The sequence below is a fragment of the Chitinispirillales bacterium ANBcel5 genome, assembly GCA_029688955.1.
Classification (GTDB): domain Bacteria; phylum Fibrobacterota; class Chitinivibrionia; order Chitinivibrionales; family Chitinispirillaceae; genus Cellulosispirillum; species Cellulosispirillum alkaliphilum.
Window position 1 is genome coordinate 1 of the sequence record JARUKZ010000001.1, and the last position, 16,142, is coordinate 16,142.

General features: G+C 43.6%; 15 protein-coding genes. 6 read left to right on the forward strand and 9 right to left on the reverse strand.

All coding sequences use genetic code 11. The annotated features are described in order from the left end of the window. Window positions 1–1,402: 1,402 nt before the first annotated feature. Both nadS and QA601_00010 read right to left on the reverse strand, forming a co-directional pair. Window positions 1,403–1,699, reverse strand: a complete 297-nt coding sequence (nadS, locus tag QA601_00005; GenBank protein MDG5813449.1) for a NadS family protein — start codon at window positions 1,697–1,699, stop codon at window positions 1,403–1,405. Next, window positions 1,696–2,010, reverse strand: coding sequence for a type II toxin-antitoxin system RelE/ParE family toxin (locus tag QA601_00010; protein MDG5813450.1), 315 nt, complete (start codon window positions 2,008–2,010; stop codon window positions 1,696–1,698). Before QA601_00010 ends, nadS begins: the two co-directional genes overlap by 4 nt. A gap of 1,149 nt (window positions 2,011–3,159) precedes the next feature. Between QA601_00010 and QA601_00015 the strand changes: the two genes are divergently transcribed. Continuing rightward, entirely contained in the window at window positions 3,160–3,972 is an 813-nt protein-coding gene (locus QA601_00015) for an HNH endonuclease (protein MDG5813451.1), read from the forward strand. 79 nt (window positions 3,973–4,051) lie between these two features. Next, window positions 4,052–4,294 (forward strand): DUF2442 domain-containing protein, encoded by a 243-nt coding sequence (locus tag QA601_00020; GenBank protein ID MDG5813452.1) that lies wholly within the window; start codon window positions 4,052–4,054, stop codon window positions 4,292–4,294. Between the two features lie 33 nt (window positions 4,295–4,327). Here the strand turns inward: QA601_00020 and QA601_00025 are convergent, their stop codons facing one another. From QA601_00025 to tnpA, 4 genes are all read right to left on the reverse strand, one after another. Continuing rightward, window positions 4,328–4,624 carry a DUF2442 domain-containing protein gene (locus QA601_00025; protein MDG5813453.1) on the reverse strand — a complete coding sequence of 99 codons (297 nt, stop codon included), beginning with the start codon at window positions 4,622–4,624 and terminating at the stop codon, window positions 4,328–4,330. A 545-nt stretch (window positions 4,625–5,169) separates the two neighbouring features. Beyond that, window positions 5,170–5,736, reverse strand: coding sequence for a hypothetical protein (locus QA601_00030; GenBank protein ID MDG5813454.1), 567 nt, complete (start codon window positions 5,734–5,736; stop codon window positions 5,170–5,172). Between the two features lie 545 nt (window positions 5,737–6,281). Beyond that, a complete protein-coding gene (locus QA601_00035; protein ID MDG5813455.1) occupies window positions 6,282–6,443 on the reverse strand; it encodes a hypothetical protein in 162 nt (53 codons plus the stop codon). After that, on the reverse strand, window positions 6,434–6,883 hold the full coding sequence (gene tnpA / locus QA601_00040) for an IS200/IS605 family transposase (protein MDG5813456.1): 450 nt from the start codon (window positions 6,881–6,883) through the stop codon (window positions 6,434–6,436). The genes QA601_00035 and tnpA overlap by 10 nt, the downstream gene beginning before the upstream one ends. Window positions 6,884–7,552: 669 nt before the next feature. Between tnpA and QA601_00045 the strand changes: the two genes are divergently transcribed. Continuing rightward, window positions 7,553–9,811, forward strand: a complete 2,259-nt coding sequence (locus tag QA601_00045; protein MDG5813457.1) for a sulfatase-like hydrolase/transferase — start codon at window positions 7,553–7,555, stop codon at window positions 9,809–9,811. Here the strand turns inward: QA601_00045 and QA601_00050 are convergent. Genes QA601_00050 through der form a run of 3 tightly spaced genes read right to left on the reverse strand, consistent with a single transcriptional unit; the run spans window position 9,808 to window position 12,646 of the window. Continuing rightward, complete coding sequence (locus QA601_00050; GenBank protein ID MDG5813458.1) at window positions 9,808–10,200, reverse strand: MerR family transcriptional regulator; 393 nt, start codon at window positions 10,198–10,200, stop codon at window positions 9,808–9,810. The two genes, QA601_00045 and QA601_00050, sit on opposite strands and share 4 nt — an antisense overlap. A 45-nt stretch (window positions 10,201–10,245) precedes the next feature. Next, window positions 10,246–11,262 carry an NAD(P)-dependent glycerol-3-phosphate dehydrogenase gene (locus tag QA601_00055; protein MDG5813459.1) on the reverse strand — a complete coding sequence of 339 codons (1,017 nt, stop codon included), beginning with the start codon at window positions 11,260–11,262 and terminating at the stop codon, window positions 10,246–10,248. A 16-nt stretch (window positions 11,263–11,278) separates the two neighbouring features. Beyond that, the gene (der, locus tag QA601_00060) at window positions 11,279–12,646 is read right to left on the reverse strand and encodes a ribosome biogenesis GTPase Der (protein ID MDG5813460.1); all 1,368 of its coding nucleotides are present in this window, start codon (window positions 12,644–12,646) and stop codon (window positions 11,279–11,281) included. Between the two features lie 221 nt (window positions 12,647–12,867). On the opposite strand from der, the gene QA601_00065 reads away from it, so the two are divergent. The 3 genes from QA601_00065 to QA601_00075 are packed head-to-tail and all read left to right on the forward strand — an operon-like array spanning window position 12,868 to window position 15,837. After that, window positions 12,868–13,782, forward strand: coding sequence for an acyl-CoA dehydratase activase-related protein (locus tag QA601_00065; GenBank protein ID MDG5813461.1), 915 nt, complete (start codon window positions 12,868–12,870; stop codon window positions 13,780–13,782). Next, window positions 13,779–14,918, forward strand: coding sequence for a hypothetical protein (locus QA601_00070; GenBank protein ID MDG5813462.1), 1,140 nt, complete (start codon window positions 13,779–13,781; stop codon window positions 14,916–14,918). The genes QA601_00065 and QA601_00070 overlap by 4 nt, the downstream gene beginning before the upstream one ends. Further along, window positions 14,896–15,837: an acyl-CoA dehydratase activase gene (locus QA601_00075; protein ID MDG5813463.1), complete on the forward strand. Its 942-nt coding sequence runs from the start codon at window positions 14,896–14,898 to the stop codon at window positions 15,835–15,837. Before QA601_00070 ends, QA601_00075 begins: the two co-directional genes overlap by 23 nt. Window positions 15,838–16,142: the final 305 nt, after the last annotated feature.

The following is a 16,142-nucleotide window of genomic DNA, read 5'->3' on the forward strand; positions in this document are numbered from 1 at the left end:
TAAATTAAAATGAAGCTACTGCAGAGGTGATTAGTCTCATTTCAATTTAAAATGGAGCTACTCAGTAGGTGATCAGTCTCATTTCAATTTGAAATGGAGCTACTCAGTAGGTGATCAGTCTCATTTCAATTTAAAATGGAGCTACTCAGTAGGTGATCAGTCTCATTTCAATTTAAAATGGAGCTACTCAGTAGGTGATTAGTCTCATTTCAATTTAAAATGAAGCTACTCAGTAGGTGATTAGTCTCATTTCAATTTAAAATGAAGCTACTCAGTAGGTGATTAGTCTCATTTCAATTTAAAATGGAGCTACTCAGTAGGTGATCAGTCTCATTTCAATTTAAAATGAAGCTAATGCAGAGGTGATCAGTCTCATTTCAATTTAAAATGAAGCTATTCAACTAAACTGATAGATAGAGTGGAACGGATAGTAAACGGTTTTAGAGAATGATATAAACGCAGAGGGCGGGTAGAACGCAGAGAGGAAAAAAGGAAAGGCGATCGTTCCCATCCTGAAGAGTAACTCCGGTAAAAACCAAATGCCGTGTTCACCAATAATGCACGGGTAAAACGCGCCAGGGGGGACGGAAGGTGGCACTTTCTTAAGTGCCAGTGCCCTCCAAAAGCGGAGTCCTCGTAGCGCTATAACCGAGGCACCGAGGAGGTACGACGAGCCTGGAGGACAACCGGTGCCGTCCGCGGCAGGCGCCCGAGATACTCTAGTTCTTATCTTTACTCATCATAATGGCTTGGTGGCACTTTCTTAAGTGCCAGTGCCCTCCAAAAGCGGAGTCCTCGTAGCGCTACAACCGAGGCACCGAGGAGGTACGACGAGCCTGGAGGACATTGTGCCCGAATGGGTAGAACCGGTGCCGTCCGCGGCAGGCGCCCGAGGTACTCTAGTCCTTATCTTTACTCATTCGCAAGCTTAAAGGCCTTTTTCGGGACAGTACTTCAGATGCCCTGTTTTTACCCCCCAATATTTTTGCAATATCAGACTGCTTGAAATTTAGCTGGTCCATGCGAAATTTGATAGCTTATATGGGATTCTGGAGGGGAAACCTGGGTATGTTTTTCCTCATAATCTTCTACAAGAATAGAAAGTACCTCTAATTTATCGTATTCAGGTGTCCCACGTTTGGCATCAATGATCTGATCAATTCTTTTGAGTGCTTCATGGAGATCTTTTTTTTGTTCTGATTGGTTTTATCATTTTCTTAACCCTCGCAAGCATTGATTGTTGCCTGATTTTTTATACTGAAATGGTTTCAAAAACAACTCATTCAGGTAGAGGTTGTAAATTGTAACTAAACTGTGCTGGCATCCATAAACCGGGCTTCAAGGAATTTGGTTGCACGGGGTATCTGCTGTTAGCTCTCTCCCAAACTTAAAAGCTCACCGCTCAATCTTCATCATGCAACGCTTCAAAAACAGCCTTTGGGTTTTTATCTGCAACCTTAAGTAAAGCTTTAGCAGGACCATCAGGTTCTCTTCTCCCCTGCTCCCAATTTTGAAGAGTACTCTTGCTCACCCCTATCATCAAAGCGAATTCACTCTGTGAAACATTTAACCTTTTTCTTATGGCTTTGATATTAGGTTTTTCATACTTGCAGACCCTGCTGGCTTTGCGATTTCCGGCTTTTATCTCACCAGCCTCTTTTACACTCTGCAGTAACTTGTTGAAATCCTGTTCTTTCATAATAACCACTCCGTCACAATTTGTTTCACTATCCTAAGCTGCGATGGGGTTAAATCTTCCTGTTGATTTTTCCTGTACGCAAAGAGCATATAAATCCTGTCTGGTTCATCAAAATAATAGATAACCCTCACTCCACCCCGCTTTCCTGTCCGGTTTAAATACCACCTGATTTTTCTTAACCCACCACTTCCTTTGATCACCGCCCCAGCCTCAGGTCGCAGAGCCAGTTCATCCTGAAGCCTTTTATAGGTATCATCTGAGACTAAAGATGTAATCGCTTTAGTGAAAACCGATGTCTCTATGAATATCATACCATAAATAATACGTCATTGGCGGATATGTATTCAATGAGAAAAACCTTTTTTTAAAGTTAGCCAGTGGGATTTCATAATATTTTTGGCTCCAATCCCAAAACGCGAAAAGGAACGCAATATACCAGCCCGGGGTAAGCCAGTCTGCCGGCGCAAAGTCGGGTTTACGGAACATCAAATTTTCCGACTCCCTTGAATAACCCATATCCCCTTTTCAGGAAATTTAATCGAATTTACCCGACGTTTGTGCCGGCAAACGGCGCTGCCACTATAATAACCTGGAGTAGAGCGAGTTAAGCAAAAGCTGTGTGAAGAATATGATATCGCAAAAATGGGTTGCAGTGCAAAGAAACAGTAAAGATAGTGGAATTAAAATCTTTATGAATTGATCTAACCTGGGATTGCTATCTTTAAACCATCTTTGAATAGAGGTGTCGAAGTGCTGTTGCCATGGTGGCTGAAATAGAAAACTGTATGAATAATGTTAAATGAATTGATTTGTTTCCCTAATCACATCTCCCCCTACCCACCGTCCCTCTCAAACAAATCCCCAAGATGTTGGCGGTGTTTGAAAAAATCACTTCACCCCAGTTTTTGTAGTTTGCGCCATCGCGGTAGAGGTATTCGAATTTAATGTTCATGATAGTAGTGCTCCTGATAGAGGGTCTAGCTATTAGGATTACTCCTGGGTGGTGGGGGATATGATAATTACATGAAATGTATGGTTGTCCGTAATCATAGTAACTATATTTAAATTAAAAGATCGAACGAGCAAGCCTCATTACAGTTATTTCTATGCCGCAAATGAGGTTATAATGAATTGCAAAACCGCAGGAACAGACTCTGCTATCGAAGGTGAGTAGGTTGTACCAGTTAATCTTGTGGATTTACTGTTTTGGGCAACTTCGGTTACCATTCGCTCAGGAGTATCTATTACAACTGTCGAATTTCCAATCGAGAATAAGGGTTGACTGTATTAGCAAACCCAAAGACTTGAGAGTTGCTAATCACAAACCAAGGCTGCAAGGCTGATTCAAAAGTAGTTAATCACAAAGCTGAAAAAGCAATTTTTATAAGCAAATAAACATAGTTATGCATATTGTTTAATTTTTTTGCGCTGGATAAACTTATCGTGTTGAAAGGAGCCCCATGGCCATCTCTCACTGGCAGGAATACGAATTCTACCTCGCCATGCACCTCTACTACCGTACCCCGTTTGGACGGCAGCACCAAAGCAACCCTGAAATAATTGAGTTAGCCAATGTTATAGGAAGAACTCCAGGTAGTGTCTCAATGAGACTCAATAATTTTTCAGCTTATGATCCTAAAGAAAAACTCCGCAATGTCAAAGGCCTTGAGGGCGGAGGTAAAGCCTGCAAATCATTCTGGGATAAATTCCATAGCAATTTAGAGGAAGAGTCTATTAAAGCTGAAGCACTTTGGGAACAATTCGTCGATCATGCCGAGGAAGGAGCAACGGTTCAACCGAATGCTGAAGTTGTTGAAAAAACATTTAAAGGTCTTACGGAATCGAATCAATATGTGAAAGTCCGTAAAGCGCAGAACTTTTTTCGCCGCGCCATCTTGTCACTCTACGGGAATAAGTGCTGCATAACAGGGCTACCAATGGAGAGTTTATTGATCGCCAGCCACATCCGACCATGGGCGATGCATCACGATGGAAGAGTAGACCCGGCAAACGGACTGTGCCTCTCGGCTATTCACGACGCGGCTTTTGACAGAGGGCTGATAACATTTGATGACAAGTACTTGCTTGTCCTATCGAAACAAATTGTTGAACACCTCTCCGTTGAGGTTCTAAACGACTGCTTCAAGAAATACGAGGGCAAACCGATTAGTCTTCCTGAAAAAAACTTACCCGATCAATCTGCATTGAAATGGCATCGTAATAACCTTTTCGAGAAAAAACAAAGTAGTCGAGCAGACATTTCGGCTTGTTAGACATAAGCTGCGTTCATTACCACTTCCTGCATACTTTCTCTGTTCCATTTTCTGTTCAAAACAACCACTCCACGTAGAGTTGCAGATCAGAACAACCGATGGCCGTAGCGGCTATTTCGATCTTAAGCCCTATCTCACGGCAGATGCCTTTTTGCCTCTGAAAGAGGTGTCAGAATTCATACAGGTTTCAAACCGTGGGTACTTTATTGAGTGGCCGTGTGGAGCAGATCTGTCTGCAGATACGCTGGAGGCGAAAATGACCGCAACACTTCAGCCGGGAAAAACTACTTTCAGGGTTAATGAGGGGCCGGAGGAGAGCTGAAGGTTTTTATGGCGGGAACTGCTTCTGCATCTCCTACCTGCGAACATTGTTACAATCATTCCTAACAACCATCCATGATGGCAACGGTTCACCGGTGGCTTCAGAGTAAAGCACCTCTGGAGCTATGTCTAATCCATCAGGCCACTTTAGTATGAATAGTTCAGGATCGACACTGAAATTTTTGAAATAATCAACATCCTTTAACCGAGAAAATATCTCGCCTCTATCAATGAATTTGGCGAAATCAACGATGCCGCTTTTCCCATTTTCAAAAGTCAGGTTGATCATGTAGTCTTTTACATAGTGTGCATCTTTTAGATCCGGTGTCATTATGATCTCTCAGTCTAAAGGTCTAATTGCAGGTGGTGTCTCTTCGCATATACGTGCTATGTATCTTATATCTTATTGGCTTTTTTTGAACTCAGCAGGAAAGTCGTCCCTTTAGGATGAGGAGAAATTCGCTTGCCCCCCACCAGGCGTTGAAACGCCTGGACCCGGGATCGGTCGATCCCTCCCCCGGCCTGAAGGGCCGGCTTTCTTTGCCTCTTCATAACCTAATCAAAAATGAAATTCACCAAAACTTACTAATGTGAACCGACACTTGCTGAACCGTATCCCCCACCACCCCCATCAAAAAACGATTGCAGCCATGTAGTCCTCATAAGTTACCTGAGCCCGCCGATATGGTCAGCGTGTGGATGTGTACCTATTACAATATGAAGAGTATCTACTCCCACAGAATCGATGTATCGTTGTACCCGTTGCCTGATATTCGCTCGGCGGCATCTATCAGCACATTTTTCTTCCTGAGCGAATGAGATTAACAACAATCTGGTGTTTAGCGAAGAGGAAAAAACAACCTAATACACCAACAATTATGGGAAGTTATAGTTGTCGTTGACCAACCATTTACACAAAAAAATATACACTCCCCACAAATAAAAATACACTCCCCTCCAAAACGCACTTCCGGCACTTAAAAACGCACTTCCGGCACACAAAAACGCACTTCCGGCACACAAAAACGCACTTCCGGCACACAAAAACGCACTTCCGGCACACAAAAACGCACTTCCGGCACACAAAAACGCACTTCCGGCACACAAAATCGCACTTCCGGCACACAAAATCGCACTTCTGGCACTTAAAAACGCACTTCCGGCACACAAAATCGCACTTCCGGCACTTAAAAACGCACTTCCGGCACTTAAAAACGCACTTCCGGCACTTAAAAACGCACTTCCGGCACTTAAAATCGCACTTCCGGCACACAAAATCGCACTTCCGGCACACAAAATCGCACTTCCGGCACACAAAATCGCACTTCTGGCACACAAAATCGCACTTCTGGCACACAAAATCGTACTTCTGGCACTGAAAATCGTACTTCCGGCACTGAAAACTGCTCTTCCGGCACTGAAAACTGCTCTTCTAGTACTCAAAACCAGTATGGCAAGAGAGGGTGTTTGTAATGAGGCTAAAAAGATGTCAAAATAAAGGCTGAAGCAAAGGTGTTGTAGTTCCTTTACAGAAATACCAGGAGCGGGATATAAGCATTGAAATGTAAGGTTTTGTGAGTAAGACGATCGCAGGAAAGCAAAAGATTGGTTTGAATAATACACACTCTTCTGCTTACAGCAGCTATCTGTAAGAGTTTTCCTTACTGCCTTAAGATGACGCTACTGCCCCGGGCTCCTTTCCCTTGCAGGCGCAGTCCATTTATAGCAACTCCTTGCAAGGCATGGATAATATTGCCATGATAGTCGTCCCTACAGGACGAGGAGAATTCTGCGCGGGCCCCAAACCAGGCGTTGAAACACCTGGCTTTAAATGGATTACCCTTACAGGGTATAGGAGCGGTATTTTTGTTTTAGAATGTATGGTTTGATCAAAGGGGAATAAAAATTGTGAACGGAAAACGGTTTTTTAGAGTGCAATCTTCTCTTGATGATAAATGTTACTGCAAGAGCTTCCCTTACTGTCTTAACTAAACGCCACTGCCCCGTGCTCCCTGCCCTGTAGGGGCAGTCCATTTATAGCCATGCCTTTTAAGGCATGGACCGTCGGGGTCGGCTGACCCCTCTTCCGGCCTGAAAGGTCCGGTTTTCTTTGCCTTTCTAAACAATATTTCCCAAGAATCTAATTCCACAGATGTCGTTCATCATACTCAATATCATGCAACTGCAACAGCTCGATATATTCATCCTTAAATGATTTAAGCCTATGATGCTTTTCCTGGTTTTTGATGTACTGTATTATGCATTTCAGCTTTGACTTACTGATTGAGAATGCCCCGTATCCTGCTTGCCACATAAAGGTGTTTTCGCTTTTGTTTTGTTCATTGATCCATCGTGAAGAATTACCTTTAATCACGTGAAGAAGAGCGCTGACTTTGTGCTTTGGAAGAAGTTTAGCTGCGACATGGATATGATCATTTGTACCATTGATTGCGAAAACCTTCCCGCCTTCTCTGGTGATAGTACTATAGATGTAATGGTATAAATCTTCCCGGAAGTCGGTGATTACGGGACAACGATATTTTGTAGACCACACCATATGATAAAGCAGATTTGATAATGATTGGGGCATAATAGAATTACCTCCGGTTTTGATATGAGCGGAATTGCATCATGGTAAACTGGAAGCGTAAAAAGGTAAAATAATTACCGCGGTTTGGGAGGTGACAAATATTTAGGACAGTCGTCCTAGGACGAGGAGAATTCCGCGCGGGCCCCAAACCAGGCGTTGAAACGCCTGGCTTTAAATGGATTACCCTTACAGGGTATAGGAGCGGTAGGTCTGTTTTTGAATGTACGGTTTGATTAAAGGGGATAGAATAATAATTGTGAACGGAAACGGTTTTTCAGAGTGCAATCTTCTCTTGATAAAAAAAGTTACTGCAAGAGCTTCCCCTTACTGCCTTAACCTAACGCCACTGCCCCGGATTCCCTGCCCTGTAGGGGCAGTCCATTTATAACCATATCTTTTAGGCATGGATGGATGATTAGCAGGGGATAGAATAAAAAATGTGAACGGAAACGGTTTTTATAGTGCAATCATCTCTTGATAATAAAAGACACTGCAAGAGCTTCCCTTACTGCCTTAACCTAACGCCACTGCCCCGGATTCCCTGCCCTGTAGGGGCAGTCCATTTATAGCCATGCCTTTTAAGGCATGGACGATGAGATTGCCGTTCAATGGTCTGTATTTTGCTCTTTTCTATGAATATAGAATTAAGAACACTAAGTGATTAATGAAATGAATCTTATCAAAATCGCACGTTTAATTGGAAAAAGTATGGTAAAAGCAAAATTAAAAAGACGATATATAGAAGTAATAGCGGTTTCACTGTGTTTTGTTGCGACACTGTTTGCGTTCACTCCTTACAGTATCTATTTCAATAATGCTCAGGAGTTTACCATCCCTTCGGCAGCAGTGTACTCAATGTTATTATTTCCGGCAATTGCGCTTTGGGTGGTGCTTCAGTTTTTTCTTTTTCTGATCCCTGAACGCCTCTATAATTATGCACTGTCACTTCTGTCTGCCTCTACCGTCCTTTTCTGGTTACAGGGCAATGTGCTTCAATGGGATTATGGTGTTTTGGACGGACGGCAAATTGCATGGAGCGAAATGAGACTTCAGGGAATGCTTGACCTTATCCTGTGGGCAGGAATTATTACCTTTGCGATAGTTAAGAGGCGCTGGGTAAAAAGAGCGGCTACTGCACTGGCAGGGGTGCTTCTGGCTACGCAACTTGTGTCATTCGCAATGATTTCATCGGGGCCGGTAGAGCCGGTAAGTGCTCACTCTTTCAGTATCGATAACAGCCAACAGTTTGCGTTTTCAGAAGATAAAAATGTGATACTTCTCATTCTCGACGCGTTTCAGGCTGATATAATGCAGGAAATTATAGCTACAGAAGAACACTATTCTGCAATGCTCGATGGGTTCACTTTTTATCGCAACGCCGCATCGGCGTACTCTAAAACCTACCCCACCATGCCTCTTTTTTTAACAGGACAGTGGTATGAGAATCATATGCCCATTCAACGTTTCTTAAACAGAACCTTTTCCCGCTATTCTATAAATTCAGAAATGTTAAATGAGGGCTGGCAGGTTGATTTATTCCCCTGGGTACCCCGAACAATCTACTTCTCCCGGGCAATGGCTTCCAATATGAGACCCAAAATCGGTTTGCACGAACAGATGGTTCAAATAGGTAAAATACTGGATCTGACCTTTTTCAGGGCAACGCCTCACTTTATGAAATCGTACTGGTTAAATGATTACCAGTGGCGCCTTTCGGGGATGTTTAAGCAGTTTGGGTTCTTTGTTTCCGACAAACAAATAGATGAGGAGTTTAGCCACGAACCACATCCCCATATGGCTATCGAATTTACAGAAATGTTAACGCAAACATCACGTGTACCGTTTAATACCCCTGTATTTAAAATGTATCATCTCAATGTTCCTCATGAGCCGTTTTTCCTTACCGAGGATCTGAGAATGGAACGGTTACCTTCTGGCCGGGAAGGTTTTCTGCGCCACTCTGTAGCAGCAATGGAGATTGTTAAAAGGCTTCTGGATACACTAAAAGAGCTTGAAATCTATGACGAAAGTATGATACTGATTGTATCCGATCATGGTGGGGGGGAGTATAATGCAGGTGTAGTATTTGACTATTTACCAGCTGAAATCGGCACACCCGATACTTTGGGTAAATTTATAGATCCCGCTCACCATCAGTCGGCACTGCCGTTGGTGCTTATAAAGCCCTTTTCTTCACGTGGGGATCTAAAAATATCAGATGCTCCGGTTTCTTTGGGGGACATTGCAAAAACCATCGCCGAGGAGTCGGGGATAGAATCCGGGGGGTTGGGTGGAGAGAATATCCTTCATTTAAAAGAGGGTCAGGATCGTGAAAGGCGTTACCTGTATTATGAGTTTAGCTCCTGGAAAAGGGATTATCTCCCTTCGATGAAAGAGTATACGGTGCGGGGGCACAGCTGGCTGCCTCAAAACTGGGAAGCTACAGGGGCAGTGTTTGAACCCAGGTTAGAGTACACCCGCCCTGCGGATACCTTGTTGCCGTATAAAACTGGTCAGGTAATGAGTTTTACCGATCCCTCCTATATGCGTAGTTCATTGGTGCGTGGGTGGAGTAATCCGGAGTCTCATGGTACCTGGAGTAATGGAAGTAGTGCGGAGATAACAATAAGGATGGAAGAGCGGTCAAGGGCTCCTGAAAGCATTGCGATGTACGGTTTTGGGTTTTTGGCTTCCGGGCAGTTAAACTCTCAGCGGGTAATACTCACTTTAAACGGCGAAGAGATCGGGCAGTGGGATGTTTCTCAGCCCCGGTGGTACAGAGCTGAGATACCTTCTCACCTTATATATGGAACCGAATTGCTTGAGTTTAGATTAGAGTTCCCCGATGCAGCATCACCGGCAGATTTTGGTTTAAACCTCGATACCAGAAAACTTGGCTTTGCGCTGATTCATATGCTCATAGATTAGGTTTTCAGTAACCTTAGCAGGTGACTTAATTCACTCTTTATCTCCTCTAACGGGGCTTTGGCATCATGACCGGTTGCCCCCTCCAGGTTTGCTTCTGCTTTATCCCGGGAGTGTGGGTGAGTTAAAGAGAGCTGCTTTTTTGCACCCTCGATAGTGAATTTATCTTCATACAGTAAGCGTTTAATGTATTTGACTGTTTCGATATCCTTTTCTTTATACGCTCTGTTTCCTGCTCTGTTTTTTTTGGGGTTGAGTTGACCAAACTCATGTTCCCAGTAGCGCAAAACATGAGGTTCAAGTCCGGTTAGGCGACTTACATCGCTTATTGAGTAGTAGATTTTCTTCTGTGGCAGAAGGCTCATCTGTTCACAAGTTAAATCACTATCCATAACGCTCTCTTTTTTTGTGTGTGTTGGGGTTTACTTACACCTGTTTTACCACCATTCCGGTTTGGCTTCTCTATGCATCAAATCTTTAACGGCTTCTTTAACCGGTTTATCTTCGAAAAGGACCTTATAGATTTGTGTGGTAATAGGCATTTCGATTTTAAGTTTTGAAGCGAGCTGATAAACAGATCGGGTCGTTTCAACACCTTCGGCGATCATGGTCATATGCTCTTTAGCTTCATCAAGGGTGTATCCCTTAGCGATGAGTTCTCCCATCTGTCTGTTTCTGCTGTGCTTGCTTATACAGGTAGTGATCAGGTCTCCTATACCGGCCAGTCCGCTGAAAGTAGAGTCCTGCGCACCCATTTTTCTGCCAAGGCGCATCATTTCCACTATCCCTCTGGTCATTATCGCCCCTTTGGTATTATCGCCAAAACCCATACCGTCGCTTATCCCCGCGGCAAGGGCGATAACATTTTTGACACTTGCAGCAAGCTCCACCCCCTTCATATCGGAGTTGGTGTAGATGCGAAAGGTTTCGGTTGAGAACTGCTCCTGTATCTCTTCAGCAAGAGGGATATTTTCTGAAGCTGCAACCACGGTGGTGGGGATATTCCTTGATACCTCTTCAGCATGGCTGGGACCGGAGAGTACCACTATTTTTTCACCTGTCACCCCGGGGATCTCCTCTAAGAGCACATCGGTCATAAGAGCCAGTGTGTTACGTTCTATTCCCTTGGAGGCTATAACCCAGCCCCTGATCTTTTTCAGAGACTCTTCACTGACCTTTGAAACAGCACTTTTTAAGGTGGCGCGCATGGTCTGAGAAGGTACAACACACAGTACAACATCTGCCATCTCTATGGTAGTATCAATAGTATTTACAATTTCGATCTCCTGGGGGATTTTGACTCCCGGTAACTTCGAGGGAAGTTCTCTGTTTTGCTGCAGGAAACGTGCATCCTTTTCATTATACTCCCACATACAGATTTTGTGTGAACGCTTCTGCAACATTACCGCCAGAGCAATACCCCAGCTTCCTGCACCAAGTATACCGATGTTCAATTCTTATTCCTCCTGTTTATTTCTCTTTAGCTGCTTCAATTTTTTCGTGATGTTGTTTTGAACGAATAGGCCTGAACTCAAGGGCTACGGGACAACCTGCAAAATCATACTTTTCCTGAATTCTTTTTATTAAAAAACGCTCATAGGATGGTGAGACATGATCGGGGTTGGTAGCATAGAACCGAAAAACCGGGCTTGGGGCATTAACCTGCTTTGCGCCAAGGATGCGAACGGGTTTTGCGGGGTCTAACGGGTGTGGATGAGCTCTCATCCATTCAAACACGGTGTTTTCAAATTCACCTTTCCCAACCTTCTTAACCATTCTTTCCTTTACACTAAGTGCTCTGTCTAATATCTGAGTTATCCGTTTTCCACTCAGAGCACTGACTGAAATCATGGGTACGAAACGAAGTTCTTTAAACTGGTTACGTACTTCAGCAGCAAGGTGGTCAAAGGTTTTGTGGTCTTTTTCGTAGACATCCCATTTGTTCCAGACCAGTAAAAGCCCTTTTCGCTTTTCCTGCACTTTTCTGAGAATACGCATATCCTGAACCCCGATCCCGGTTGTGACATCAACGATCAGTACACATATATCACAGCGTTTAATGCTGTCGAGGGCTCTGAGGTTGGAGTAGTATTCGATGTCTTTTTTTACATGGGATTTTTTCCTCAAACCGGCGGTATCTATAAGGACGACAGTTTTATCTTTGTACTGCATTTGCGAGTCAACGGCATCTCTTGTAGTACCGGGGATAGAGTCCACAATCATACGGTTTTCTTTAAGCAGTTTGTTAACGGTTGAAGATTTCCCTGCGTTGGGGCGTCCCACGATGGTTAATTTAAGCTCTGTATCGTGAAAATCATCTGCTTCTTCACTGCTCACTTTTAGCATATCTGCCGCTTTATCCAGCATATCTGCAACTCCATTTCCGTGCAAAGCGGATATAGCCATGGGGGTTCCCAGTCCAAGAGAGCGAAAAGAGTCCAGTTCGTAGGTAATATTTAAAGACTCAGCTTTATTAACGGCCAGTATGGTTTTCTCTGCGCTGGTTCTTCTTAACTGCTTGGCGACAAGAAGGTCCAGATCAGTTATCCCTGTGCCGGCTTCAACCAGAAAAATCACTACACTTGATTCCTTTAGGGCTATATCGACCTGATCATGTATGGCTTCAGGAAGTGACTCGTGAAGATTAGGTATGAGTCCTCCGGTATCAACGAGAGTAAATTCCTTATCATTCCAGGAGGCATTATAATAGTTACGGTCTCTGGTAACTCCCGGAAAATCATCGACTACTGCAATCCTTCTGCCGATAATTCGATTAAAAAGGCTGGATTTGCCTACATTTGGCCGTCCTACAATGGAAACTATTTGCTTTGTGGCCAAAATGACCTCCTGTGTGTCATTGTAAGTTAACTTTTTTTTAGTTCATTGTCAATGTTAGGGTACGATATAAGCCTAAAGAAATTGTTGTCAGGGCTTATCGGCCATTCTTGAGTTTTGAAAATAATTCCTAATTTCAGGAAAGAAGATAAGTTTTGCCTCTGTTCAAACCTTTTTTAAGTTCATTTTGTACTTGGCATAATCTTTGTACAATGCTTGGTGTTATGAAAATCGGAATACCACAAGCATTGGGATTTTACTACTATGGCCAGCTCTGGAAAGAGTTCCTTACGCAGCTGGGTTGTACAGTTATTGAGAGCCAACCGAGTAACCGAGAGGTTCTTCAAAGCGGAACCGCACTGACTCCAAGTGAGGCATGTCTTCCACTAAAGTGTTTCGTTGGGCATGTACAGAAGCTAATTACTAAGGTCGACGCACTCTTTATACCCAGAATGGTGTGTATGAAAAAAGAGCCTGTGGTGGGTCTGGGGTGTCCTAAATATATAGGATTGCCGGATATGGTTAAAGCACTATTTCCTCAGGCTAAAGTAGTTACTCCCTATTTAGATCTGAGAAAAGCTAAAGAGCAAAACGCTTTTGCGCAGTCGGTTAGAGGTCTTGGATTCACCAGAAAACAGGCACTTAGGGCCTTTAATGCTGCTAAAGATACTATCTCCTCTAAACAGGCAGAGTCTAAAGGTTTCACCTTTGGGTCCGACAATCATCTTACCATAGCGGTAATTGGCCACTCCTATCTGGTGCATGATAAGTTCCTGAGCTTAGATATCATTAAACGGCTATCAGCGATGAGCTGCAGGGTCGTTGATTATACCTCCTTTGGCAGTTCAGGCATGAGCCGCTCAAACAGAGAGCCCCTGTCCTGGTTTTTTGAAGAGGATATACTTTGTTCTGCCGAAAAGCTGATAGCAAGTTCACACATCGATGGCATAGTGTACATGCTAAGCTTTGGATGTGGTGCAGGATCAATCACTTCTGAAATCCTTGAGCTTGAACTGAGAAAAGATGAATCGATGCCTCTTTTAAAACTAGTGATTGATGAGCATACTGGTGAAGCCGGTATAGTAACAAGACTGGAATCGTATATAGACATGTTAACTTTAAGAAAAGAGAGAAGATGAAAGCTGGATTTCAGCATATGGGGAGTATCCATATCCCGCTCAGGGCCTTACTTGAGGGGATAGGTGTTGATGTCAGGCTGGGGCCGGTACCAAATCGTAAAACACTGGAACTGGGAGCCAGGCACTCACCCGAGATGGTGTGTTTGCCATTTAAGGTAACACTGGGAAATATGATAGAATGCCTTGAAAATGGAGCCGATACGCTTCTTTTTATTGGTTCGGGAGACTGGTCCTGCCGCTTTGGCTACTATGGCAGGGTTCAGTGCTCTATTCTAGAAAAATTGGGCTATGATTTCAGGCCACTGTTTATTAACAGAGCTGATTTGGGCAGCATAAAAACCGAAATATTGAGGTTAAACGACGGAAATTATTCAAAATTGGTGCCCAGGGCTTTTAAATCTTTCGTAACTGCAGTGTATAAGTCCAGGATTACAGAACGAATCCAGTGGTGGGCAAGGAAGATGCGGCCTGTGGAGAGGCATGATGGCGATAGTGATCGGGCCGAACAGCTATTGATGAAAGAGGTTTGTGCTGCAAATACCCTTTCATCACTGTTTGGTATGCTTAAAAGGGTAAATCGTGAGTTTTCTTCTATTAAGACTGATAACCAGACCAATCCACTGAGGGTTTTAATTGTGGGAGAGTCGTACTGTGTGGTTGAGCCTTTGGTGAATTTCAACATAATTGAATACCTGGGACACTCGGGTGTGCATGTTGAACCCTTTTTGACTTCACATAAATGGCTTCTGGGCCACGCACTGCGAATAGACACCTCTAAACAGCTTAAAAAGAAAAAAGCGATAAAGCTTGCAAAGCCCTTGTGGGCAGAAGGGACCGGGGGAGAGGATCAGGTGAGTATAGGCCATGCAATAAATGCCCGGAAAATGGGCTTTGATGGAATTATTCATCTGATGCCGTTTGGGTGTATGCCGGAAACTGCAGCTCTTCCTGTGTTTGAAAGTATCTCTAAGGATAAAGAGATACCGCTTTTAAATATCTCGCTTGATGAACACAGTGCTCAGGCTGGAGTGTGTACCAGGCTGGAAGCATTCATTGATATGCTTCAACAACAACGTCAGTTTAGAAATAGGACTGGGGAAGGAAAGAAGAATCGTGCGGTACTATCTGGGAGTTGATGTAGGTTCAATTTCGGCAAAAGCTGTTGTCATAGATACAGATAGCACAGTGGTGGCATACTGTTATAAAAGAACTCAGGGTAACCCGGTAACGGCCATAAAAGAGGTTTTAAGCGATGTTCAAAGCAAGATACCCGGGGAGGCTACGATTCATGCCTGTGGTACGACCGGTTCTGCAAGGATGTTGGCGGGTGCCATGGTAGGGGCAGATGTGGTGAAAAATGAGATTCTGGCGCACGCGGTTGCGGTGGGGCATCTTCATCCAGAAGCGAAAAGTGTGATCGAAATAGGTGGTCAGGACTCAAAACTTATTTTGCTGCAAAACTCCGTACCGGTTGATTTTGCGATGAACACGGTATGTGCTGCCGGTACGGGTTCCTTTCTCGATCACCAGGCGATACGGCTTGGGGTTCCAATAGAGCAGTTTGGTGATTTGGCTCTGAAATCCAAAAATTCCATCCATATAGCTTCACGCTGTACTGTATTTGCCGAAAGTGATATGATCCACAAAACGCAACTGGGAGTGGAGCGAAACGATATCATTGGTGGGCTGTGTAATGCAATAGCCAGAAATTATCTAAACACCGTTGCGAAGGGCAAAAATTTAAACCCCAAGGTGTTGTTTCAGGGCGGTGTTGCCGCAAATACAGGTGTTAAAAAAGCCTTTGAAAGGGCACTGGGGGTGGAACTTATCGTACCGGAGCACTTTCTGGTGATGGGGGCATTGGGAGCAGCACTTTTGGCTTCCCGCAGCAAAAAGCAGCAGTCATTTATAGGTTTCTCAAACTGTATCGATCAGAAGTTTGAATCCAGGGGGTTTGAATGTGAAGATTGTCCCAATCTGTGTGAAATAGTTGAGGCATGCAGGGAGGAAAAAGTGGTCGCAAGGTATGGCAGTCGCTGTGGCAAATGGGGTTGATAGTTACTCCAGCCCATTTTGGGGTCAATTTCCTTTATATCTTTAACATTGCAATTTGTTTTAATCCTCATTGAAAAATCTTTATAAAGATTTTACCTCCATTTATATTTTATTCCTTTGCAATGCTTACCTTTATGGGTATCTGAGTGGAGCAAAGCTATAGTATTCTATTATATTTAGGCTAAGGCTTTTTTGTGGAGAATCAAAAGATTGCTAAACTAATTGAGAATAATCTTTTCTCAGGAACGAAATAAGCTCTGAATAATCAAAAGGCATTGCACAAAGCTGATAGAAATATGTATCTT

What these genes read in the sequence shown, in the direction of transcription:
- tnpA (MDG5813456.1), bottom strand. Translation starts at nt 6,883, where the DNA reads ATGCCCCAATCATTATCAAATCTGCTTTATCATATGGTGTGGTCTACA.
- QA601_00010 (MDG5813450.1), bottom strand. Translation starts at nt 2,010, where the DNA reads ATGATATTCATAGAGACATCGGTTTTCACTAAAGCGATTACATCTTTA.
- QA601_00015 (MDG5813451.1), top strand. Translation starts at nt 3,160, where the DNA reads ATGGCCATCTCTCACTGGCAGGAATACGAATTCTACCTCGCCATGCAC.
- QA601_00025 (MDG5813453.1), bottom strand. Translation starts at nt 4,624, where the DNA reads ATGACACCGGATCTAAAAGATGCACACTATGTAAAAGACTACATGATC.
- QA601_00045 (MDG5813457.1), top strand. Translation starts at nt 7,553, where the DNA reads ATGAATCTTATCAAAATCGCACGTTTAATTGGAAAAAGTATGGTAAAA.
- QA601_00050 (MDG5813458.1), bottom strand. Translation starts at nt 10,200, where the DNA reads ATGGATAGTGATTTAACTTGTGAACAGATGAGCCTTCTGCCACAGAAG.
- QA601_00065 (MDG5813461.1), top strand. Translation starts at nt 12,868, where the DNA reads ATGAAAATCGGAATACCACAAGCATTGGGATTTTACTACTATGGCCAG.
- nadS (MDG5813449.1), bottom strand. Translation starts at nt 1,699, where the DNA reads ATGAAAGAACAGGATTTCAACAAGTTACTGCAGAGTGTAAAAGAGGCT.
- QA601_00070 (MDG5813462.1), top strand. Translation starts at nt 13,779, where the DNA reads ATGAAAGCTGGATTTCAGCATATGGGGAGTATCCATATCCCGCTCAGG.